Annotated in this window: 14 protein-coding genes; 11 read left to right on the top strand and 3 right to left on the bottom strand. The window is 45.2% G+C overall.

Features of this window, described 5'->3' with window-relative positions:
• Nucleotides 1-7: 7 nt before the first annotated feature.
• Together BC643_RS06435 and BC643_RS06440 are read right to left on the bottom strand one after the other, a co-directional pair.
• Nucleotides 8-3274: a SusC/RagA family TonB-linked outer membrane protein gene (locus BC643_RS06435; protein ID WP_120272310.1), complete on the bottom strand. Its 3267-nt coding sequence runs from the start codon at nt 3272-3274 to the stop codon at nt 8-10.
• Nucleotides 3275-3382: 108 nt separating this feature from the next.
• Nucleotides 3383-5569: a fasciclin domain-containing protein gene (locus BC643_RS06440; protein WP_170154481.1), complete on the bottom strand. Its 2187-nt coding sequence runs from the start codon at nt 5567-5569 to the stop codon at nt 3383-3385.
• A gap of 951 nt (nt 5570-6520) precedes the next feature.
• Between BC643_RS06440 and BC643_RS06445 the strand changes: the two genes are divergently transcribed.
• A complete protein-coding gene (locus BC643_RS06445; protein WP_120272312.1) occupies nt 6521-7180 on the top strand; it encodes a YkgJ family cysteine cluster protein in 660 nt (219 codons plus the stop codon).
• On the opposite strand, the gene BC643_RS06450 is transcribed toward BC643_RS06445, so the two are convergent.
• Nucleotides 7177-7599, bottom strand: coding sequence for a hypothetical protein (locus BC643_RS06450; protein WP_147377154.1), 423 nt, complete (start codon nt 7597-7599; stop codon nt 7177-7179). The genes BC643_RS06445 and BC643_RS06450 overlap by 4 nt on opposite strands.
• 123 nt (nt 7600-7722) lie before the next feature.
• Between BC643_RS06450 and BC643_RS06455 the strand changes: the two genes are divergently transcribed.
• From BC643_RS06455 to BC643_RS06500, 10 genes are all read left to right on the top strand, one after another.
• On the top strand, nt 7723-8349 hold the full coding sequence (locus BC643_RS06455; protein WP_120272314.1) for an RNA polymerase sigma factor: 627 nt from the start codon (nt 7723-7725) through the stop codon (nt 8347-8349).
• Between the two features lie 60 nt (nt 8350-8409).
• A complete protein-coding gene (locus BC643_RS06460) occupies nt 8410-9594 on the top strand; it encodes a FecR family protein (RefSeq protein ID WP_170154482.1) in 1185 nt (394 codons plus the stop codon).
• Between the two features lie 220 nt (nt 9595-9814).
• On the top strand, nt 9815-13240 hold the full coding sequence (locus BC643_RS06465; protein ID WP_120272316.1) for a TonB-dependent receptor: 3426 nt from the start codon (nt 9815-9817) through the stop codon (nt 13238-13240).
• 21 nt (nt 13241-13261) lie between these two features.
• On the top strand, nt 13262-15409 hold the full coding sequence (locus BC643_RS06470) for a RagB/SusD family nutrient uptake outer membrane protein (protein WP_120274176.1): 2148 nt from the start codon (nt 13262-13264) through the stop codon (nt 15407-15409).
• A gap of 102 nt (nt 15410-15511) precedes the next feature.
• A complete protein-coding gene (locus tag BC643_RS06475) occupies nt 15512-16192 on the top strand; it encodes a LamG domain-containing protein (protein ID WP_120272317.1) in 681 nt (226 codons plus the stop codon).
• 107 nt (nt 16193-16299) lie between these two features.
• On the top strand, nt 16300-17880 hold the full coding sequence (locus BC643_RS06480; RefSeq protein WP_120272318.1) for a pectate lyase: 1581 nt from the start codon (nt 16300-16302) through the stop codon (nt 17878-17880).
• A gap of 6 nt (nt 17881-17886) precedes the next feature.
• Complete coding sequence (locus BC643_RS06485; RefSeq protein WP_120272319.1) at nt 17887-20442, top strand: PemB family protein; 2556 nt, start codon at nt 17887-17889, stop codon at nt 20440-20442.
• 110 nt (nt 20443-20552) lie between these two features.
• Nucleotides 20553-22052, top strand: coding sequence for a family 43 glycosylhydrolase (locus BC643_RS06490; RefSeq protein WP_120274177.1), 1500 nt, complete (start codon nt 20553-20555; stop codon nt 22050-22052).
• A gap of 691 nt (nt 22053-22743) precedes the next feature.
• Nucleotides 22744-25155 (top strand): TonB-dependent receptor, encoded by a 2412-nt coding sequence (locus BC643_RS06495; protein ID WP_120272320.1) that lies wholly within the window; start codon nt 22744-22746, stop codon nt 25153-25155.
• A 35-nt stretch (nt 25156-25190) separates the two neighbouring features.
• Nucleotides 25191-25973, top strand: coding sequence for a PhzF family phenazine biosynthesis protein (locus BC643_RS06500; protein ID WP_120272321.1), 783 nt, complete (start codon nt 25191-25193; stop codon nt 25971-25973).
• Nucleotides 25974-26112: the final 139 nt, after the last annotated feature.

Genomic DNA, 26112 nt, shown 5'->3' on the forward strand with positions numbered 1-26112 from the left:
TCCTCCTTTAGAAGTTAATATTCACACCAAGTGCAAAACGTCTTGAAATTGGTGTACTGGACTCATCTTTAACCAAGGCATTTGTCGCGCTTGGCATTTTCACCTCCGGATCCTGTCCTGCATATTTTGTCCACGTAAACAAGTCGTAACCTGTTAAAAAGACATTCAACGACTGCATACCTAACTTCTGTACAAAATCGCGAGGCATGTTATAGCTCAATGAAAGTGTTTTCAGACGGATGAAAGAAGCATCTTCAACAAAGCGATCTGATCCAAGATAGTTGTACCCGTAGTTGTAAAGTGCTCTCGGAATATCGGTCACGTCACCTTCACTTCTCCATCTTCTCAATGTTGCTGTACTTTGGTTGTCACGTCCGTACATTGATTCTGTATTCATTCGACCCTGGTTGATCACCTTTTGTCCGGCGCGACCGTGGAAGAATGTTGTTAAAGTCCATGATTTATATTTCACCTGGAAACCACCACCACCGGTGAATACCGGCATACTGTTACCCAGGTAAACGATATCGTATTGGTTGATCACACCATCGTTGTTGGTGTCCTTGTATTTTGCATCACCAGGGAATGCCTGAAGCGTTCCGTTCTGCATAACGATCGGGTCACCGTCCACATCATTCATAATATTTCCGGCAGCATCGCGGGCATAAGTCTCAGCTACGTTTTGGTAAACACCTTCGTACTTATAACCATAGAACGAGCCCACCGGCACACCAGTCTCCAGGCGTTGTGCATAGTTGCCATTACCGAATGTGTAGCTTTCCTGAGTCAGGTTGTCGGGTAAAGCGACAATTTTGTTGACGTTACGGTTAATGTTTGCATTGACTGTGATACGCCAATCTCTGTTTTTGTAGATTTCGTAATCACCACGTAATTCAATCCCTGTGTTTGTAATTTCACCCGAGTTATACCAGGCAATTGTCGTGAAACCAGTCGAAGCCGGAACACTCACATTCTTCTGCAACAAATCGTTTGTCTTTTTATTATACCAGTCGAACGTGAACTTGAATTTGTTCTCCATAAAAATAAAGTCCGCACCAAAGTCGAGTTCTTTCGAAGTTTCCCACTTCAGGTTATCCAATTGAATTTTGATTGGAGCAATTGCTGCCATATCCATGTAGTTTTCATCCAAAGCCTGGAACGAACCAATATAAGGAGACGCGCCACTCGGTGAACGACCGGACACACCATAACTTACACGGATCTTTGCCTGATCAACCCAACCAAGGTTTTTGATAAAGTCTTCTTCCTGAGCTTGCCAAGCCAAACCAACCGCGGGGAAAGCGCCCCAACGTTCTGATTTGCCTAAGCTGGAGTTACCTTCGAAGTTAACTGTTGCGTTAACCATATAACGCTCCATAAAAGTGTAGTGAGCATTCGCAATACCAGACATCGAACGGGTTTCTGATGTACCCGAGCCTTCATCGGTTACCGTACCTCCGGTTGTCGGATCGGCCAAGCCAGCAGAGGCAGCACCTGAAATCTGGCTGTAGTAACTTGATCCCTGAGCTTGTTCGGTACGGAACAGTCCCATCGCCACCAGGTTATGTTTCTCGCTCCAATTTTTACGATACAATAATTTATTCTCTGTAATCAGGTTGAAGCCATCCGAAACGGCATCAGAACTGCGGTTTGCATAAGCGCTTACACCGGTAACACCGGTAGCAACCTGTGGCAGGAATTTTTCGTTCCGGTTCGAGCTCAACTTCATACTGGTGTAGCCAGTATAGGTCAGTTCCGGAGTGATATAGTAGTTCAAACGGAAAGTAATCCGGTTTTCCCGAATAGATGAAGTATTGTAACCTTCATTTACCAAAGCTACCGGGTTATAATTCTTTTGTCCGGTAAAGGCCCCCTGGAATTCGTCGGAGTTTTGACGAGAGAAATATTCATCGGTACGCTCACCGTCTTCGCCAATCCAGTACGGACTCTTGTTCGGCATTTTAGCCATTGCCTCAGAACGGGCGTTACGCCAGCTGCTGCTACCGCTATCGTAGTTCGAGTTTTTCTCTGTTTGCGTAAAACTGTAATCAACGTCAACACGCAATTTTTGCGAGAAGTTGTAGTTGATACTCAACAGTGATGTAAAACGATCGAGCGAAGTACCAATCGTTGTACCCTGGTCATTCAGGTAACCAACTGAGAAACGATAGATCGCTTTATCACCACCACCCGACATAGAGAAGTTATTGTCGGAAACAATAGAGGTGCGAACGATTTCGTCTAACCAGTCCGTATTTTGATTGTACTCGTCGAAATAACGCCAGTTTGGACTGTAGTTAATTTCAGGTGTATCGTAAAGCAGCTGTACCAAATCCTGCGAATTTGCTAACCCCTTTGCATTTGCTGCGTTCCAGATCGCGTCCTGCATCAACGCTACATATTCGTTACCATCCAAAAGTGGAATTGGTTCCGGCTCGAATCGGGTTGTTAATTTTGAAGAGAACGTAAAGCGGGTTTTTCCTTTCGATCCTTTTTTAGTCGTGATCATCAAAACCCCGTTACCCCCTTTAGTACCCCAAATAGCGGTTGCCGCAGCATCTTTCAATACTTCGATTGATTCGATGTCTGTTGGTGCAATGTTGATCAACTGACCAAAGTCTTCAGCATTGGCGGTTGCAAAGTTAAAGTCGTCGCTAATGGTCGTGCTGTAAGGAATACCATCGATAACGATCAGTGGGTCGGCAGAAGCGTTCAAGGTACTCGTACCACGAATACGGATTGAACTTTTCGCACCCGGGTCACCACCCGAAATGATATCCACACCACCAAGCTGACCTTGAAGTGCTTCTTCCAGTGAAGTAACAGGCGAAACAGACATGATCTCATCCATATCAACACGTTGAGTTGCTGCGGTCTGTTGTTTTTCAGTGATACCGGTAACACGGTCAACGTGCCGGCCTTGTACCACAACTTCAGTCACAACTTTGTCTTCCGATTCCAGGACCACGTCAATCGTTGGCTGACCGGTGTAAGGAATCTTCTTACTTTTTAAACCAATGAATGAGAAGATGATATTGAGTCCTTCTTCGTTGGCAGGAACCCGGAAATTATATTCGCCATTGGGGCCCGTTGCCACACCGGTTAAGAAACGGTTTTGGTTGTTGGCAACAACCACGTTCGCCCCGGGTATAGGTTGCTTTTCTCCGTTTACCATTTCAAAAACCCGACCGGACAGAACCTTCGTATTCTGTGCCTGAAGCATTCCTGAAAACAGGAGTATAAAGACGATTATTAAATATTTTATTTTATTCATAGTGAATCGGTTTCATGAGAAATACTAATTTTTCTTACAGTAGCTAAATCATTCAACGACCGAGTGATTTTTGCTTTGAATGTTAAATCCTTCATCGTTTAACAAGCCTTAAAGTACCCCGTTGATATAGTGTACCCCACCATCACTATAGGAAAATGGGAAATAATCGAAGTCAGGAACTACATCTACACTCGTTCCGGTACCATAGCTTGCATCATTCAATTGTACACTCAATTTTGATCCGTTATCAGTGATTGTCAACGTAGAGGCAATATTTCCGCCTGACAGGTAGGATCTGATTGTTGAATAATTCCCGTTTACACCTGATCCTAGATAAGGATAAGTTGTAAGACCGTTGTATTCTGCAGGCACAAAATAGCATCTCAAGTAAGCCGCCAACGCATCCGCGTCAGTCAGCCCGCCAGCTGTATCTACACCTGGAATTTTACCTGCTGCAATGGCTGCGTCAAGCGCATCATTAGTTGGTACAAACACCATAAAATGCGCCTCGTCAGCACGAACAACATCCAGAAAATCAATTGTTCCTGCAGATGAATTTACAACACCGGCAGTCCGCAACAGCTGAGAAAACTTCTGATACGGATAGGTAGCATCTGAAGTAATCGCCAAACGATATTCAGCAGAGGCTGTAGAAAGGACTGGTCTGAAAATTTCGGGGCTGTCGTAGGTATAAGCCTTACCGTTACTCCAAGGCAAACCGTTGTAACTTGTTTCAGTTAAGTCGTAGAACTCAACTGTGCTGCTTGGATTTTCAAAATAGCTATTGAATAAGACGCTCGTTGTAATTTGACCATCTTTCAGATACCAGTATGAATAAGGGATATTGGTGCGAAGCACTTGTGTACCACTTGTTGATATTGTTTTATTTCCAGTCACCGTGTGCAGGTTAACAGTCTCGGTCATAGCTGAATTGCTCATCGACGCATAATCGCCATCGTCAGACGACCACAGCTCGCCATCTACAACTCCCATTCCACCTTCTGTCATTTGCGCGTTGCTTGGAATCAAAAGTGTGAAACTGGATTCATCGCTCGACAAACCAACCAACAAACTGGTTGCATCAAGCATATACAGATACCACGAAAGATCCTTATTCTGGAAAGCCGGACCGGTTACTGATTTGTACATATCCGGTGGAGTTAACTCTTCCAAACCGTAGAAAACACCGTTTTGACAAACCACGCGGTTTTCGGCGGGTACTGCGTCAACATCGAAATAAATTGTTGTATTGTAACTATTCACAACTTCGCCGCCTTTAATCTCTTCAGGGAAAACAATAGACGAACCGTAAAAAGTGTTTCTGATTAAGTAGCGCATCGCGATGCTATTAACTGAATCCAGATTTGCATATCCTCCCGGAGCCCAGTACTCGTCAAAAAATTGGTCAAAGGCTGTATTTGAAGGTGCAAACGTACTGAAAGCCAAGCTCGAATTTGTGTAAATATTCCGATAGTTCGAAGACGGCCATTCCAATGCAATGGAAGCCAAAGGCAATTCGTGCAGGTGAAGATACAAATCGGTGCCATTACCAAAGTCAACGGTTAATTGGTCATCGTATTCGTAATAATCGTAATTGTCGTACAATTTCAAATAGGTTGAATAATCTGAACGACTTTTCAACTCGTTATAAATTGTATTCAATGGTTCAACGACACGATCAACCATATATAGATAACCGTTACCGGTAATCACCTCATACTCATCGACTGACGCATTCGAAACATTAAAGCCCTGATCTCCAGTCCAGGTAGAACCGGAGTAGAAATACTCGTAGTTGTATTTTGCGTCAATACCTTTCGTATCAAACATCCGATACGAGAATACCGGCAACATCGCTTCAGCGTGATATACTGTCACTTCATTACCAGCTGTATCAATTTCCAAGGTGGGTGCTTCGTAACTGCGTGTACGGAATTTGTAGTACAATCCTGCTCCTACGTTCTTTTCATCTTCTGTAGCATCGTCACCCTGACCTGGTCGGAAGTTCACCAATTTGTCTTCAGTGTAAGAATAATACATGATGTGGAAACCAATGAGTTTTTGCAGTTCTGCAACTGTAAAATCTGCAATGGAACCTTTACCAGCTTTTGTCAGGTAAGTGGCGAAGGCTTCATCGTTTGGAGCCATAACGGTCACCAAACTTTTACCTTCTAAAATGGGTTTAAAACCGGCTAGTTCGGCGCCTTCAAGAAAAATAGAATAATCTCCCTGGCCTTCCAGTACCTCCCAGGCACTACCTTTTAACCAGTCAGGAGACTCATAATGCTTATCCATTTCATTTTCGCAAGAAAACAAAACCAGCATAAGCATTAAAACGCCCAGAATCTTTGTTAAACTTTTTGTTCTTTTCATAAGCATTTAATAGTTAGATCAGCATAGCTATAATTTTTGATTTGGTCCTGATTCAGAAACCAAAGGCTGAAAAGGGAAGCAAACTTGAATTTTTATCAAATGCAGGCGCGTTCGAAAGAATCGGGAATAATACCAAAGTTGACCCAAACTCTTGAACCAAAACGGAGTCCGGATTCAGAAGTAAGGCACAACGGATTAGTCGGTCAAATCAAAAAAACTGATTAAACGAAAAATCGCAGCAAAGCACGCCTGTATTTCAACAAAACAAGCTGGCTAAACTTTCAACTCTGGATTACTTATTTCAATTGAGGTAATTCGGGAAACTGAATTGTTCCCAAAACATTCCGACAGAAGGGAATGCTTTCCGATGTCAGGTAACACCGGACGGTAATTCCGAATACACGGAACTCCGCTTTTAAACAGGTTTTTCATAGTAGTAGTGTAGTAGTTATTATTAATATATCTAAAGTAATATCTCGCAAAAATCAACGAAAACTCACTTCGTATATACATGTTGATTTTCGAACTTCTGCCGGTTTAAAGCATTCTGTCTTTCAATCAACATCGTCAAAATCGCTTTCAATAAGCTTTTCCGACGGTAGTTTAGTTCTCTGCGAATATCATCAATCAATTTTATAAAAGCAAATTAAAAATCACGGAATTACCTCAAAAATTCGTGCAACGAAAAAAAATAAAATCATAAAATACTACATAACAATACTTTAACAGAATTGAATTTATTTGAGTAAAAAGTACATTTATTTTCGAGCTTAATTTCAAAATCCGGTGTGTGCGCCAAGCAGTCGAACAAATTTTGGGTCCAATCCTGTTTATCAGGATCAATGTTTTATTTTTGCCTCAAAATATTTCAATATGGCTCCGGGCAATTTATCAGAACACGAAAAGTTATTTTTCGAAGATGGTTACCGTTTAGGTAAAGAAGCGGCAAAACACACCAAAAACGAACCGATGTTTTTGGCCTACATATCCGAAATGTACCAAGCAATCGACGGGCTGATTGACTCGATCCTTGCCATGGCCAGGAAACAAAACATATCGGTTGACTGCAAAAAAGGATGTGAATTTTGTTGCCACCAGGCTGTATACGCCAATTCGTATGAGTTGCATTACCTGGGAAATTTCATCAAGAGCAATTTTACCAACGAGCAGAAAGACGAGGCTCAGCAGAAAGCTGAAAAGAAAAATCAAAAAACGTCGCCACTTTCACAAGAACAGGTTTTAAAATACAAAAGCCCCTGCCCCTTGTTGGAGAAAGGTGCTTGCTCGGCCTACGCTGCCCGGCCAATGGCCTGCCGTATTTATTTATCGATGAAGTTGAGCAGTTGTGTTGAATTTTATAAAAACCCGGATAACCCGAATAATTTCCCGCAATTACTGGATTTCCCGCTAACCGCCGGACGCATGATGAACGAAGGCTTTACGGCGGCGTTGAGAGAGGCCGGAACGGAAACAGCTGAATTCAGGCTGGAGGAAGGATTGGAATCGGTATTGAAATACGGCGCGAAACTTTAATACTTCATTTTAACTTCCAAAGCGACGATTTTATCCCGGCGCATCATAGAATAATTGGAGCTTTGTTTGTCGACATATTTGAGCAAACACAACGCTTTTTCGTAATAAAGTTCTTTTCGAAGTAAGGTTTGGTGCTCCAAGGCATGGTCTCCCAGAACATGGAATACTTCTGCCAGCTTTTCATAGTGATCTTCGGCCAGCAAATTTTCCTCCATCAGCCCAATAAAAGCCGCATCATCCATGAAAAGCAGGTCTTCCAATTCCCATCCAAATTGTACCACCAAAGCATCTTTTGCTTCCGCCAGTAACAGATCACCTTCTTCCTGTTCCTGCTCCATGTTACGCAGACGCCCCAACAGTTTCGCGATAAACAGACCCAATTCGTTGATCTGGTCCATCAAATAATCCCTTCTTTCCATACCTTCTAAAATATTCCTAAAATTAGCTAAGATTTCATTAGAAAGACTCAAAATACCCGAAATCACCCGTCAATTTAACGATTCGTCCTCCAAACAGACGTTTGTGATTGTTATATTTGCAGCATGTCAATCAGCAGCCATAACGTTCATCGTGTCGAAAACACATCGGATTACACCTGGCAGGCATTTTTGAGAGGAGATCAGGACGCTTTCACGCAAATCTACCACCAATATGCCGAAAACCTTTTCCGTTTCGGCCGTAAATTCAGCGTCGATGAGCAGCTGTTGGACGACGCCGTGCAGGAGGTCTTTGTCGACCTTTATTTGAAGCGGGAAAAACTCGCAGGAAACATTAAAAACATCAAAGCCTATTTATTTGTCGCACTAAAAAACAACCTCCTTAAAAAACTCGATAAGAGCCGGCGGATACCAACCTTGGGCCTGGATAATTTCAGAGAGTTAAATTTTGAAATTGAGTACGACGCTCAGCAAAACATGATCAATTTTGAAATTGAGGAAGAAACGAATGTGCGCTTAACGCAAGCGATCAACCAGCTTTCGAAAAAGCAAAAAGAAATCATTTACCTCAAATTTGAGGAAGAATTGGACTACCCCGAAATTGCGGAAGTTCTTTTAATCAGCGTCGAATCGGCCCGAAAACAAATTTATCGGGCACTGAAATCACTCCGAGAATCACTTGATAGCGAAGAATTTACAACACTACTCTACATTTTTGTAAAAAAAAGTTAAAAAATTCTGTCCATGTTTTGTCCCTTTCGCGACCATATAGCCGGTAACGAAAACGAAACCATGGAAAAACTACTAACCTATCTTGAAAATACCGAATTTGTGCGTTGGGTTTATGCGCCCGATCAACAAAACGACAACTTTTGGAAGGACTTTCAGAAAAACAATCCTGCTGAAGTTGAAATTATTCGGGAAGCCAGGCTGATACTACTTCGCCTGAAATCCAAACAAGATATCGCAGAGAGCCGCATCGAATCGGCATTTCCACAAATACTGCAAAAAATCCACAAAAAAAAACAGCTTCACAACTTCAAGCGGATCGCTATCTCTACGTTCAAATATGCTGCGATCGCCGTGCTGTTTTTCGGCATTGGTCTTTTTATTACGCAGGGAAAATACCGCTCGGCTATTGACGAAATGAACCGACAGTTTTCCGATATCTCCTATTATAACGGCTCGGAGTCGCGCCTGATTCTGGTTGACGGAAAAAACATCATCGTGAACGAGAAAAAATCGATGATCCGATACGAAAACAACGGTACTGTTATCGTCGACAACACCGACACCATCTCTCAATCGCTTTCTGAAGATAATTTGATGAACCAACTGGTCGTTCCCTACGGAAAAAATTCTTCGGTAACCTTAGCTGATGGTACAAAAGCATTCCTAAATGCTGGTTCTCGATTGGTTTTTCCGCCTTCATTTAAAGGAGAGACAAGAGAAGTATTTTTGATTGGAGAAGGGTACTTCCAGGTGGCACATAATCCCAATCGTCCATTCATTGTTAAAACAACCGATATAAATGTAACCGCTGTAGGAACGACATTTAACGTGTCGGCCTATCCTACTGAAAATAAAATTGAGGTGGTGCTAGCCGAGGGAAAAGTGAATATCGACAAAAACGAGTTCTCCATTTTCCAATCGAAAACAGGCATGCGACCGAACGACATGATGTGCTACAATAAAACCACCAAAACAATCGACCTGAAACAGGTGATCACCACTGATTATACGGCCTGGCATTTGGGCTACATCAATTCCGAGAGTGTTGACCTTCACAAGATCATTTCAAAACTTGAGCGATACTACGACATCAATATTTATATCGAGAATCCGAAAATCGTAGACAAAAAAATTACCGGAAAACTTAAACTAAAAGATGACGCTGACGAAACCCTGAGAGTTTTATCGATTACCTCCGGTGTTAAAATCAAAAAAATTAATGAACATGAATATCTGATAAATTAAAAAGCCGGCCAGGTGCGGCAACACCTGATCCAGCTTCCAGAATTGTTTAAATTACTTTGTACTAATAATTAAACGTAGCAAACTTATGAAAAAATCACGAATGGGTGATCCTTTCGCATGGAAGGATTCCAGATTAACTCTAAGAAAAATGAAGCTTACTTTTCTATTTTCCTTCTTAGTATTTGTAACGAGCTGGGGAAATTCTTACTCCCAGAATTCAATGCTAAACTTGAAGCTGAAAAACGTACCTGTGCAGCAGGTAATTCAGCAAATTGAAGATCAAACCAATTTCTTCTTTTTATATCAGGACGAGATCCTTGAAGGACAACGCGTAACAATTGAAGCGCAGGATGCCACGTTGGAAAGCATTCTTGAACAGGTTGCTCAACAGGCAGGTATCAATTATGAAATATCTGATCGTCAAATAATCCTGAAAGGACAAAACGAATCAAACAGATCATCTGCCGTATCTCAACAAACGAAAACAATTACCGGTGTTGTAACCGGTGCAAATGGCGAGCCTATTCCGGGAGCAACTGTAGTTGTAAAGGGAACAACGAACGGTACAATTACCGATTTCGACGGTAAGTATTCTATCTCCAATGTACCAGCCGACGGAATTCTGCAAATCTCTTTTGTTGGTATGCAAATTCAGGAAATTTCGACCGTCGGACTAACGCAGGTCAATGTTACACTGGAAGAAGAGACAATCGGCTTGGAAGAAGTTGTTGCGATTGGTTATGGAACTGCAAAAAGAAAAGACATCACCGGCTCGGTTGCCTCTGTTAAAGGAGAGCAAATTGCAGCAGTTCCGGTGGCTAACGTAGCACAAGCGATGCAAGGGCGCTTAGCTGGTGTTAACGTAATTTCACAGGACGGTCGTCCGGGAGCGACAATGTCTGTTCGTATTCGCGGTGGTAACTCAATTACACAATCAAGCGAACCTCTTTACGTTGTCGACGGAATCCAGGTAAGTAACATCAACGATATTCCTGCCGACAACATCGAAAGTATCGACGTTTTGAAGGATGCAGCATCGACTGCTATTTACGGTGCACGCGGTGCAAACGGTGTTATCCTGGTGACTACGAAAAGTGCTAAAGCCGGAAAAACAACAGTGAAGTACAATGCGTACTATCAAATCAAAACAAACCCCAAAACACTTGATGTTTTGGATGCTTACGATTACGTGTTATGGAACTGGTCTTATGCAACAGCTTATGGTTCATCATACGGTGATGGTGTTGCACAATACTTTGGCTTAGGTTCTTCTTATGGAAATCATTTGGATGAATACAAGAATGTAAGTTCGCACAACTACATCAATGATATTATGCGGACTGCTATGCCGTTTAACCATGACTTATCCATAAGCAGTGGTACTGAGAAAACCAAACTTTTCGCATCCATTAACTACATGGACGACGAAGGTATTCGCATTAATTCTGGTTACTCACGTTGGAATGCCAACTTAAAAGTCGAACAAAAAATCAGCGACAAACTAATCTTTGCTGAAGACATTCGTTACTTGGAAACAGAAACAGATGGTGCTAAATTTGACAAGGCAACTTCAGCCTACCAGTACCGCCCAATTGACAATCCACTGGGTGATCCAACCTACACCACCGGTTTAGGTCAGGGTGAATCTTATGTTGATGAATACTACAACGTTGTTGATGTCGTCAATAACTACCAAAACATCGCTAAAAAGCAAAATTTTCGTAGTAACAGCTCATTAACATGGAACGCGCTTAAGGGATTAACCTTAAAAACAGAATTATCATTAAGCCGTAATTATAGTCAAACAGAGGAATGGGACAATGGTTTGGAAACCGGTTATAAAATTGCAGAACTCACCAAAAAAGACGGATTTGCTGTTCGTTGGGCTTCAACGGCAAATTACGAAGTGCAAGGCATGAACAGCGATCACAACTTATCGTTCCTTGTAGGTAATGAAATACTGAATTCAAACTCAGATGAAACCTATATCAAAGGTGCCGGATATGCTAGTGGATTTACCATGGACGATGCATTCGGTCAGATTAATTTGACAAATGTCGGCTATGCAGCGAATATTGATGAATTCAGCAATACAATGGGAACAGCATCTAGATCCGTATCCTTCTTTGGTCGCGCAAACTACTCGTATCTGGATCGTTATTTATTCACAGGTACATTCCGTGCAGATGCGTCCTCTAAGTTCGCGTCCAACCATCATTGGGCCTATTTCCCCGCAGGTGCTTTTGCCTGGCGTATTTCTGAAGAGCCATTTATGGATAGCACCAGAAATTTCCTGGATAACCTGAAACTTCGTCTTTCTTTTGGAACTTCAGGTGCCGACAACATCAATTCGGATCTTTGGAAAGAAACATGGACAACCGAACAAATTACTGTTGACGGTAATACAATCACGACGTACGTTCCTGGCGAAGTGTTAGCCAACCCTGACTTGAAATGGGAAACAACGCTCTCTCGAAATACAGGTATCGATTTTGGATTCTTCAATAACAAAGTGAACGGTAGTCTTGATGCTTACTGGAATACAACCAAAGATATCCTGATGAAGGTTCCGGTTGACCCTACTTCTGGTTACGAGTACCAGTTCCAAAACGTAGCTCAGACATCAAACAAAGGGATCGAATTGGCAATCAACATTGACTTGGTCCGTACCAACGATTTCAACTTGAATGTAACTGCATCTTACAACTACAACCACAACAATATTGACAAGTTGAGTGATGAAGCTTTGGCCGATACACACACCGGATGGGGTTCAAGTATGCGCCTTCCATACTACGACTACATTATCCGCGAAGGAAAACCAGTGGGTGTAATCCAAGGGTTTAAAGCAGAAGGATTCTACACTGTTGACGACTTCAACTATACAAATGGCGTATACACACTAAAAGATGGTATACCTGATATTGAAACGATCATAAACTATCCAGCCAATTTGACCAGCGGTTTTAGCTTGGCAGACGGACAAATTGCTTTCCCCGGTGCTGTTAAATTTAAGGATGTTACCGGCGATGGGATTGTAAATAGCGATGATGCAACTGAGATTGGCAACACCATGCCAAAACACACCGGAGGTTTTTCATTTAACGCATCTTACAAAAACCTGGATTTCAGTGCTGCATTCACCTATCAAATTGGAGGTAACATTTATAACGCGAATGCCATGTACAGCATGATGGGTAATAAAGACAACAGTCTTGGAGCAAACCGCCTGGCCTTTGTAAAAGACACCTATAAAGTGTACGACATTGATTCAAACGGTGACTTGTACCTTGTAACCGATCCCGATGCATTGAACGAGCTGAACAAAAATGCTAAATATGCACTGAACTACTCAGAATACGGTATCTGTTCTTCTGAATTCATTGAAGATGCCTCATACCTTCGCCTCCAAAACCTGACGATCGGCTACACCCTTCCTAAGAGCATGACCGGAAAAGTCGGAATTCAGAATTTACGTTTGTATTTCACCGGCACAAACCTTTTCTGCCTAACAGGCTACTCAGGTTTGGATCCTGACGTGAATACTGACACCGACGGTGTAAACGGATTCCCAACTCCAAACTACGATTACAATCCTTATCCAAAAGCGAGAACTTATACTTTTGGTATGAACCTAACTTTCTAATTAAAATAGGAGATGATAAAAATGAAGAAATCGATATGTAAAGTGCTATTGATATCAATAGTAACAATATTCACATCGTGTGAAAGTTTCTTGGAAACAAGCTCTCCTTCGGTTGTTGACGCTGAATTTGTTTTTTCAAATATAGAGACTGCGCGTGCTGCAATGGATGGAGCCTATGAACAATGGAGATCTACTGCCTCACAATATGTCTTTGGCGACGGATTGTTTTATGCTACCGAAGTTACCGGTTCTGACATCGAAAGACACCCGGAATCATTTTCAAACCAACCTGGGCGTCATTATCCAGAATGTTTATACCAAAACGGTACTTATGCCAGCACTTATGGTTTATTGTCCTATCAAACCGAAAGCAACGCTTACACTTACTTGTTTAGCTGTGTCGCCAAAGCAAATTCCATTATCAATGCCATGGAAAGCACTGCTGAATTTGAAACGTTTATGAGCGCCGATGAAGCTTCAGACTTGAGTCAACTTTATGGGGAAGCAGTTACTCTTCGCGCAGTTGCTTACCGCGAATTAATCCGTTATTACGGAGATGTTCCCTACGCTTACCTAAGCGGCGTTGCTGCTGTAGGTTTGTCACCACGCGACTCCATTTATGACGTTTGTATTTCCCAATTAAAAACAGTTGAGCCTTTAATGTACCGTGTTGAAGAAAATTCAACCGTTGCAAAGAATGTATTTTCACGTACTTTTGTACAAGGTTTGATTGGACGTATGTGTTTGGATGCTGCAGGTTACCAAACCCGCCGTACTGATTTAGGTTCCGATTTCTACAAAGACGGTGAGGGCAACATATTGTCTTTCGAAACAATGGGAACTTCCAATAACAATAGCGAATACGGACGTCGTTCTGATTACCTGACACTTTACGAAACTGCCAAAACATACTTAAAAGCTTGTATCGATAATCCGGGAAGTGCAATGTTCTACTCTAGCGACCCACGTCCAACCGGAAAAAATGGCCAGGTTTTCGACAACCCATACCAGTATTTCTTCCAGCAAATGAATGACCTGGAATATGCCGATGAATCAATTTATGAGTACAACATGACGCAAGGTGTTGGTAATGACTCTCGCCCTTACTCATATGGACGCGTTTCAAGTGGTGGAAGCAGCAAAGCTTATCCCTGTAAGTCATACGGTCAAGGCCGTGTTAATCCGGCATTCTACTACGGGATGTTTGATCCGAAAGACAAACGCCGGGACGTCAGTGCTTGCGTAACCGGTAGTACCGGCAAAGGTATCGAGACGTTGATTCCGTTTACACCGAACTCTAAAGCGAATGGTGGTGGTATTACCTTCAACAAATGGGATGAAAACCGGATGGCTTCACCTTATGTGCTGAAACAACGGACCTCAGGTATTCATGGACCATACATGCGTATGTCTGAGATTTATTTGAATTACGCCGAAGCTTGTGCTGTTACCGGCGATGCAGGAACTGCGAAAACATACTTGACCATGATTCGTGAACGTGCATTCCCTGACGGAGAAGCAAACGTTGATGAGTTTATTAGTGCTTCCGGTAGCTTGTTTAAAGCAATTATTCAGGAACGTGGATTTGAATTTGCAGCAGAAGGTGACCGTCGTTGGACACTGATCCGTACCGGATTGCTGCCTGAGGCTATCCAAAACATCAAAGAGATGACTCTTGCGATGATGAACGGCTTGCAAACAAATGGCTACTACACATTTGAAAATGGCAACACGATTTCAAGCTATGTTTATACAAAGTTAGTTGATGCGAAAGCAACCTACGGCTATCGTCTGACAACTCAATGCCCGGAAGGTGAAGAAGATGACCCTGTTCTTTATCCAGCATGGAGAGGTCAAAACGATGACTGGGAAGGTATCGCTTCAAGCAATGGTTTAAGCTTTACCTATAGCAGTACGAATACCAACCTGGCTATTCAAGGGCTGTTTTCCTACATTGACCCGAATAGCACTGAAGCAGCTGATTTAGTAGCTGATGGTTATTCTCAAGTAGACTGGGGAGCAGAATTGCTTGACAACTATGATGAGTACTATACCTACTTATTCTGGGATTACGACTACACAAGTGCACCTATTTACTTGTGGCCTTATACCCCGAATATCATTTCGACCGGTGATCTAAGCAACGGTTATGGATTCTCTCAAAATTAACGTTCTTGATTTATAGGTTATATTAGAAAACGAATAACCCACCGCCGATTGGTGGTGGGTTATTCGTTTTAATGAAAAACCGATGACACAAAACCCTACTCAATGAGCCTTTCAACAACGATATTTTCATTTCTTGTTTTATTTTCCAGCTGCTTTGGGAATGCATCAAACCGCCCATCCCACAACAACCAAAAAGAAAATACCAATTGGATTATTACCGATCTGCTAAAATCGGGTGAATTGATTGCGGAGACAACCGGCAACCCAAAACTTACAGAATCCCCTTATGGCAAGGCTGTTTGGTTTGATGGAGAAGACGACGGACTCTGGCTGGACGAGTTGCCTTTGAAGGGACTGACAGAATTCACTGTCGAAATGATTTTCTGCCCCGACTCAACCCAGGCTCCTTTTGAACAACGCATGCTCCATATTGGTGAAGACCGCGGCGACCGCATGTTACTCGAGCTCCGCGCAGTTAACGGGAACTGGTATTTCGACGGTTATGCCAAATCGGGCGAGAACAAAAAAGCACTGATCGACGAGCAATTAACCCATCCGCTAGGTCAATGGTACCACGTAGCTTTTGTTGTTACTCCCAACAGTATGACAACCTTTGTGAACGGCACACAGGAACTGACGGAAGATTTTCCCTTTTTACCAATTCAAAGTGGAGCCACTTCCATCGGCACCCGCATCGATAAAAGATCATGGTTCAAAGGAGCCATTTACAAAATCAAAATAACGCCACAAGCCATTAAACCAATTGACTTTATGGCCTTCTAACCTAAAAAGCCCGAAAAGATTGATGTAAATGGGAAAAAGATTGATTCAAGCCTTCAATCCCTCAGTCCTTCAATCTTTCTGAGCTGAAAACAGAGCAAACAAAACCAATGAAACAAACCAAACTTTTACTGCTACTCGCAGCTTCGCTGCTATTTTCAACAGCGAGATCACAGGATCAACCAACCGACGAACAAATTACCGGGACCATGCTGAAAGCGACGCATTATATGGTCGAAGAAGTTAGCACCAACGGAGGATATGTCTGGAATTACCTGCCCGACTTCTCCCGCCGCTGGGGCGAAATGGAAGCCTACCCCACCATGATTTGGCTGCAACATCCCGGCACCATTAGCATGGGACACCTTTTCCTGAAAGCCTACGAACAAACCGGCGACGATTACTACTACCAGGCAGCCGAAAAAGCCGCGGCCGCAGTCATCTGGGGACAAAGCAACGAAGGGGGCTGGAACTACATGGTTGACTTCGCCGGCGACCGGTCGCTCAAACAATGGTACGCCACCATTGGCAAAAACGGCTGGCGCCTCGAAGAATTTCAACACTACTACGGCAACTCCACCTTCGACGATGACATTACTTCCGACGCTGCCCGTTTCCTCTTGCGCATTTACCTCGAAAAGCTGGATCCCAAATTTAAACCAGCCCTGGACAAAGCGATCGACTTCATTCTGAAAAGCCAGTATCCGCAGGGTGGCTGGCCACAGCGTTTCCCGCTGATGTACGATTTCAACAAACAAGGACATCCCGACTATACTTCCTATTACACCTTCAACGACGATGTGACCTGGGAAAACGTCCACTTCCTGATTCAATGCTACGAAACCCTTGGCGAAGCGCGCCTGCTGAAACCCATCCACCGAGGAATGGATTTTTACCTCATCTCGCAGGATGGAAGCGGTGCCTGGGCGCAACAGCTGACGCTGGACATGGAGACCGCCGGGGCCAGAACCTATGAGCCTGCTGCCCTTCTCCCCAGTGCAACCTGCGGAAATGCTTTCCTCCTGCTCAAATTTTACGAACTAACCGGCGACACACGCTACCTGGCTCCTCTACCGGCAGCCATTAAATGGATTGAATCAGTTCAACTCCCAGCTAACAAAGTAGATGGCGAACGGAAATTCCCGATGTTTGTTGATCCGGCCACGCAAAAACCAATCTTCGTTCACCGCAAAGGATCGAACGTAAAATATGGCAGCTATTATCTCGACGAAGACGACTCACACCTGCTTGGGCACTATGGCGGGAAATCCCATGTGCCGCTGCAAGAGTTAAAAGATGAATATGCCCGACTGACTTCAATCCCGGTGGAAGAAGCAACAAAAGATTCTCCCCTGCTTCCCGGTAAGTTTGAGCAAGAAGGAACGCCACAATCGTACTACGATTTAAGCCGGGTCGATTTTGACTTCAGCCCATCAGCTAAACAAGCATTGGAAATTATCAATTCGCTTGATGATCAGAACCGCTGGCTGACCAAACATGCCATGACCAGCCACCCCTATATTGGCGACGGAACGAAAACGGAGACGACGGGTGAGTATTCGTCAACCTATGTGGGTGACGAGACCGACACCTCGCCCTACCGCGACACAACAGATCAGGAATACATCTCGACCGGCGACTACATCCGAAATATGTACCTACTACTGAATTACTTGAAAAACAAAAAATAACACCCCATGAAACAACGAATAGAAAACCTGCTAAAAACGATGCTCTTTTGCTGGGCTGTCGCTGGTTTTGCAGCGTCACTGCAAGCACAAACAGTCAATGCGCTGAACCCGGAAATAGATTTTGGCGGAAACAGCCTGAACTACAAAGGTGAAAAAGTTGCACTGGGCCCTAAAGCGTTCTACCTGGATGGATCACTGACAGACGAACAAGCGGCCAGATATCCTTATGTGTTCAATACGTTGCAAGACGCTGTGGATAATCTGACCGATGGCACCGAAACTGAGCCCATGACCATCTACATCGCACCTTGGGTGTATTGGGTTGATGATCCGGATGATCCTGCAGTACGCGTTCCGAAAGAAGGGAGCAGCACACCTTTTGGTATGGAATTCTCGTGTGAATGGTTGAAATTTTACGGCTTGTCCAACGCTCCTGACAACGTCGTTCTGGCGGCAAACCGTGGACAAACGATGGGATCCAAAGGAAACTTCACTCTGTTCAACATCAAAGGCAACGGACTGACCGCCGAAAACATCACCTTTGGGAACTACTGCAATATCGACCTCGATTATCCGCTCAACCCAAAGTTGAACCGTCCCAAACGAGGCTCAGCCATTGTGCAAGCGCAGCTGATTTTTTCCGATGGCGACAAAGTTTTAGCTCGAAACTGCAACTTCATCAGCCGCCTCAACACTGGACCATTCTGGGGTAGCAAGCGAACGCTCTTCGATGGCTGTCATTTTGAGTCGACCGACGATGCCTTGAATGGTTCTGCCGTTTACCTGAACTGTACACTCGATTTTTACAGCAGCAAGCCATTCGGTCATACCGTAGGCACCGGCGCCGTTTTTCTGAACAGCGACATGCACGTGCTGACTCGCGGCTCTCAATATCTGGTCAAAGGAACCGGCCCCGTGGCGCTCGTCGACAGCCGCTTTGACGGAGAACTGGTTGATTACTTGGGCTGGCGCGACCTCCCGGCTACCGAAGCACGTTACTACCAATACCAGGTTAAATTGAATGGCGATTCTGTTTTCATGGACAAGAACAACTCATTTGCCACCGTAGATATGACCGGCAAAGAGGTGCTGAAGGCCTATCGCCTCAACCTGGACGGAGAAAGCTTCTACAATACTTACAATCTGCTGCGCGGCAACGACGGCTGGGATCCCATGGGCATAAAAGACTTGGTAGAAAAAGCAGCCGCAAAAGACGGAAAAAACTACAGCATGCTACCAACGATGTTGCAGGTAAAACCAACGCGTCAAAAGCTGGAAACAGGGAAAGACAGCCTCCTACTGATTGCTACCGCTTATCGCTTTGGCGATTTTGAATTGGACGGACAAGCAATCAGCTGGTCTTTGGCGCCGGAATTCAAAGGCCTCGTGAAACTGGAAGTTCAAAAAGATGGCACTTGCCTTGTGATCCCGACCAACGAGAAAGACGAGACGGTTGAAGTTATCGTGAATGCCTCAACAGATGCGGGACTGGAATCGGCTGCTGTTATTTCGGTGGCACCATCATTTTTACCTGCTCCTGCTTTCATACAAAAACCAACCATCAGTAACGATGGCAACGGAACGCTAACCGTGAACTACAAACTGGATATGCCCTACGAGGACCAGTCGTTGATTAGCTGGTACCGCTGCTCGGATGCCAAAGGTTCCAACCCGATCCCAATCGCTGTTTCGCGTTTCAACAAGCCCATGAAAAGCTTCCAGCTCTCCGCTGGCGACATTGGCTGGTATCTCATGGCCAGCGTCTCGCCAAAGCACCTGCGCTGTCATCCGGGAGGGCCGGAGACAACCGTCTATGCCAAAGCCATCACCGCGAAAGACGTCAAACAAGATTCGAAAATAGTAATTCCGAATCTGGGAAATATGGCAACAGCTTATCAGCCTCAAGTGCTCCCCGGCTTTTGGGCACTCGACAGCTATGCGCCAGCCGACACCCACGAGTGGTATTGGGAAGCCGACAATAGCCGCGATCCCTGGTACTACGGACCGGGAATTAACGGTGCGGCTCAGGATTCGGGATTGGTGCAAAACACCAAAGGGGCGCGACTCCGCTACGAACCCGTTGGCGATTCCTTCGGCGACATGAAAATCAGCTTTACTGCTGTGCCATCCAAAACTGCCGGGCAAGGATTTAGTTCGGCCCGAGCACAATACATGGATATCGGCATTAAAATGGATGTGAAAACGATGACCGGATATGCCCTGCGCCTGGTTCGTACCACCAAATACGGTGATGCAATTGACTTCGTTTTCATGAAATACGAAAACGGCGTGGCCACCCCAATTAGCGAAGGTGTTTCAGCTTCCTGCTACCGTCCGAACTGCCAAATCACAGTGGCAACAAAAGGCAACAAACTGATTGCCCATGCCGAAAACCTGTTCGACTATTTCTCGGAACATGAGGAGTCGGAAGTGAAACGAGTCGTCGACATAGATACCACAATTCAACCGAACAGCTTTGGTGGGTTAAGCTTTCAGCACACAGGAACCGTTGGCAGCGGAGCGACCCTGATTAAAGATTTAAAAATTGAATGGGAAGAATAGTTTCAAGTTCCGGGTTTCGAGTTTCGGGTTGGGGAAAAACGCGAATTGCGCCAACCGGGAATAAGAAACCAGGAACAAGAAACAACGACAACCAAGAAAACGATAGAACAATGAAAACACTTCAATCGAAACTAACATTGTCGCTGATAGCAATAACCATCGCGTTAAATGCATGGGCACAGCCCCCAACCTTCTCCAACCCGGTGTTGGGCGGCGATTATCCCGATCCTTCGGTGGTGCGTGTCGGCGACGACTATTACCTCACCCACTCCTCCTTCGACTATTACCCGGGCTTGCTGGTTTGGCATTCGAAAGACCTGATTCACTGGGAGCGCATTTCGCATGCGCTGAACGAATATGTGGGTTCGGTATGGGCGCCCGATTTAGTGTACGTGAATGGCAAGTTCTACATTTACTTCCCGGCTGGCGGCACCAACTGGGTGGTTTTTGCCGATTCGCCCGAAGGTCCGTGGAGCGATCCCATCGATTTAAAACTAAGCGGTTTCATCGATCCCGGACACCTGGTTGACGCTGATGGAAATCGATACCTTTATCTTTCGAGGGGTTATGTGGTAAAACTGACTGCTGACGGATTGGCAACCGATGGCGAACCGGTTTTCAATTACGAAGGCTGGCAATTCCCCAAAGCCTGGAGTACCGAGTGTTTCTGCCTCGAATCGCCCAAATCGACCGTGAAAGATGGCTGGTACTACCTGACCACTGCCGAAGGTGGAACTGCAGGACCTGCAACCGCCCACATGGTGGTTTCGGCTCGCGCCAAATCGCCTTACGGTCCCTTCGAAAATTCGCCCTACAATCCGGTGGTTCATACCAAAGACCGCAGCGAACGCTGGTGGAACCAGGGACACGGAACACTGGTTGAAGACACCGCCGGAAAATGGTGGATTCTATATCATGGCTACGAAAAATATTTCTGGACACTAGGGCGTCAAATGCTGATGCTACCAATTGAGTGGACGGAAGACGGCTGGTTCCGAGTACCTGAAGGCATTGGGGCTGCAGATCAGCAAACAGCCCCTGCCGGCAAACCAACACTAACGAATCCCGGACTTTCCGATGACTTTGCGCATGATGAACTAGGCTTGCAATGGCAGTTCTTCAAACGCTTTGAACCGAAGCGCGCAAAAGTTGAAGAAGGTAAATTGATTTTCGAAGCCGATGGAAAGTCGTTTGAAGACAGCTCTCCATTACTCGTCAATGCCTGCGACCGAAAGTATGAAATTCAAGCTGAATTCACCCTTAGCGATGGCGCTACCGGCGGGCTTTGCCTGTATTACAATGAAACCGGAAACATGCACATCGCCGTCAATGAGAAGAGTTTCAGTGTTTACAACCGCGGCAAACGCAAGATCAGTGTTCCCAACGAGCTGGGCAAACATGGCTACCTGCGTATCCTGAACGAAGAGAACGAAGTGAGTTTCTACTTCAGTGCCGATGGCAACAACTGGGAACGGGTGGAACGCAGCATCGAAGCGAGCGGGTTCAACCACAACGTTTTCGGCGAGTTTCTGAGCCTGCGCGCCGGACTCATTTCTTTTGGCAAAGGCGAAGTAACTTACGACAATTTTGTGTACCGAAAGCTGGATTGATTCCGGCACATACCAAACGAAATCCAGATAAGAAAACTCCGCGCCCTGCGGAGTTTTTTCCCCTGCGATCTGCTGTGCGAATCTGAAAACGAAGCTACAACAAAGAGATAATAAGTTATAACATTTGGATTTGTCCAATAAAACTGATCTGCTGCGATACGAAACGACTCACTTCCATTAAAAACGGATTCAGCTTTTAGCTTTTTTTCAAATGCGTTGCATATGAGCAAACCAAACAATCATCATCTCAGGTGTGCCTTCAATCTAAATCCATACATCATTAATGAGTAATTCGATGAGCAGACACCAGCAGTGTAGCATAATTCGTATTTCTGTTTCTCGAAGCGGTGCGTCGGCAGTCAAAACGCCCGGCCGAGGGTTCGTTTTGACAAGATTTTTGAATACTTTTCATCGATTGGAAAAGTATTGGCCCGTCCGGCCGGAGGACTAGTTTAGATCACTAACGAATAACAAACTCACTGTAAACGCAGCTTATGAACACGTCCTTGTTTTACCCTCTAACTCCCTGAAGGGAGAACCAAACAAGGACAACAAAGGTTGATGCTGTTTGACAAAATTGCAGCAACTGTTGGAGTTTTGCAAGCGACCAATCTTTCCGACTAAAAAGATAGAGTCTCAACACAATTTCGCCGGATAAGAACAGTTACATAGAAAAGCCTATTTTAGCTGAATGAAACCAGTTGTACTCCTGACCATCCTACTCTGCCTGCTTATCCACCACAGCCCTCACGCCCAAACGCTGAATGCGCTGGTGTCCGGAACGGTTTCTTCCGACAAAGGTGAAGCGCTGGCCGAAGTCAATGTTAGTTTGAAGGGCTACCCCATTGGCACCACAACCGATAAAAACGGTCACTACACGCTGCAAATCCCGGCAAATCGCCAGTTGACCATCATCTTTTCGATGATTGGTTGTGAAACTACCGAGCAACAAATGCAGGCCAAAGCCGGCGAAAAAGTCAAGCTCGACATTCAACTGGCACCAAGCAACGAAAACATTGAAGAAGTAACAGTCCGCCAACGACGGGCACAGCAAAACATGTCTCGAATTGATCCGCAATTTGGAGCCGTGATTCCCGATGCCTCGTCGGGCGCTGTCGAGGCCCTGATCAAAACACTGCCGGGCGTATCCACCAACAACGAGCTCAGCTCGCAATACTCGGTTCGTGGCGGCAATTACGACGAAAACCTGGTGTATGTGAACGACATTGAAGTATACCGCCCGTTCCTGGTTCGGTCGGGGCAGCAGGAAGGACTGAGTTTCATCAATGCCGACATGGTCTCATCCATCGAATTTTCCAGCGGCGGCTTCGATGCCAAGTACGGCGACAAGATGGCCTCGGTACTCGACATTCGTTACCGTCAGCCCAAATCGTTTGCCGCGTCGGCCTCGGCGAGTTTGCTAGGCGGTTCAATTCATCTGGAAGATGCAACAAAAAATCAAAAGCTAAGTTTCATCGGCGGTGCGCGCTACAAAACCAACCGCTATTTATTGAACAGCCTCGACGAAGAGGGCGATTACAACCCGAACTTCACCGACTTGCAAGCTTACCTTACTTACCGCTTTTCGGATGCCTTTGATGTTTCGTTCCTGGGCAACATTGCCAGAAACGATTACCTGTTTGTTCCGCAAACCCGCACTACAACTTTCGGAACCTGGACACAACCACTCGAAACAAAGGTTTATTTCGAAGGCCAGGAAAAAGATCATTTCAACACCCAAACCGGCGCGTTGGCCTTCAATTTTCACCCCAACCAACGCGTTAATTTGAAGCTGATTGCCTCGGCCTTTCAAACCAAAGAAGAGGTGAATTACGATATTTTAGGTGAGTACTACTTAAACCAACTGGAGCAAGATTGGGCAACCGGTTCGAGTGACTCGGTCCTAAACCTCGGCGTTGGCAGTTTCCTGAACCACGCCCGAAACAAACTGGATGCGACTGTTTACAGTCTGGCGCACAAAGGAGCCTATAACTCGGAAGAGCACCTGTTGAACTGGGGATTCAAGATTCAAACAGAAGACATTAACGACCGGGTAAACGAATGGGTGATGCGCGACTCCACCGGCTACTCGCTCCCCTATTCCGACTCGGAACTTTTGCTTTACAGCACCACCAATACCAACAACCAATTTTCAACCTGGCAAGCTTCAGCCCATATTCAGGATACATGGGCCGTGCCGATTGAGTCGGGCAAACTGTTCCTCACCTCCGGCCTGCGCGCCAACTACCGCGAGTATTCAGGCGAGTTTTTGCTAAGCCCACGCATATCGGCCAGCTACTTCCCCGATTGGGAAAAGCAATTCATCTTTCACCTCTCCGGCGGACGCTACGTGCAACCAGCGTTCTTTAAAGAGCTGAAAGATCGCGATGGCAAGGTGTATCCCGAAACCAAAGCGCAAAAATCGTGGCAGGTTGTTGCCGGAAGCGAATACCTGTTTCAGGCCTGGGACCGGCCGTTCCGCTTCAAATCAGAACTGTATTACAAGTATTTTTCGCGCCTGACGCCCTACCAAATCGACAATGTACAGATTCAATACCTGGCCGACCAGCAAGCCAAAGGTTATGCAGCGGGCCTCGACTTGAGCCTACACGGTGAGTTTGTCAGTGGGGTACAATCGTGGGCAAGCATCTCGCTGTTGCAAACCGAAGAAAATATTGATGGTGACGGCCATGGCTGGATTCCGCGTCCAACTGATCAGTTCCTTACCGTCAGCCTGTTTTTCCAGGATTATTTCCCGGGAAACCCAAGCTACAAAGTCCATCTGGCTGCCTTTTACGGATCACGCCTGCCAACCGGCCCACCCAATGGCGAGCGCTACATGGATACTTTCCGCATGCCGCCCTACCGTCGCATCGACATGGGGATTTCCAAAAGCATTATCAGTGCGGATTCAGCGGAACCGAAAAGTGCTTTGCTGAAAAAAATTAAAGAACTTTCTCTGAGCCTGGAAGTCCTCAACCTGCTGGGCATTAAAAATACCGTTTCCTATTTCTGGGTGTACAGCAATTACGGCGACATGTTTGGTGTACCTAATTATCTGACTGAACGTAAACTTAACCTGAGGCTATCAATGAAGTTCTAGTGATTATCGTAAATTAGTTCAAAAAAATACTTGCCATGAAACTTCCCCTTTTTCAGGTTGATGCGTTTGCCGAAGATTTATTTAAGGGTAACCCCGCAGCAGTGGTGCCGCTCGAAGAGTGGCTGACAAAAGAGACCATGCAACAGATCGCGATGGAAAACAACCTGTCGGAAACCGCCTTTTTTGTGCCTACCTCCGAAGGTTTTGAAATCCGCTGGTTCACGCCCAAAGCCGAAGTCAAATTGTGCGGGCACGCCACGCTTGCTTCAGCACATGTCATTTTCCAGGAAGCCAACTACCCGCACGAGCAAATTACCTTTGGTAGTTTAAGCGGATCTTTGCGCGTCAGTAAAAAAGAGAACTTACTTCAGCTCGACTTTCCAGCCGACACCATGCGCCCGATCGATGCCCCCAATCAAATCATTCAGGCCATTGGCAAACTTCCTTCGGCATGCCTGAAAGGCAAAACCGACTACATGCTGATTTACGAAACAGAAAAGGAGATTCGTGATATTTGCCCGAATTTTGCACAGCTCTCACGTACCGATGCCCGCGGAGTCATCGTCACGGCCCCCGGTAAAAGTGTCGATTTTGTGAGCCGATTTTTTGCCCCCGGAGTAGGCGTGGATGAAGATCCCGTGACCGGTTCAGCACACACATCGCTCACCCCCTACTGGGCCAAACGCCTTGGGAAAACCGAAATGAACGCACAGCAACTGTCGCAACGCGGCGGCGAATTACACGTCTCCCTCAACGAGAATCGGGTACTTATTGCCGGAAAAGCGAAAACCTATATGCGAGGGGAGATTTTCATCTGAAAATAAGTTAGGCAACTCAACAGGGGCGATTATAGGAATTGTCATTTGGTTGTCATTTGGTTGTCATTTGGTTGTCATTTGGTTGTCATTTGGTTGTCATTCGTTTTACAAATTTCAACGATAAATGACTATTGATTGA

Source organism: Mangrovibacterium diazotrophicum, assembly GCF_003610535.1.
Lineage (GTDB): Bacteria > Bacteroidota > Bacteroidia > Bacteroidales > Prolixibacteraceae > Mangrovibacterium > Mangrovibacterium diazotrophicum.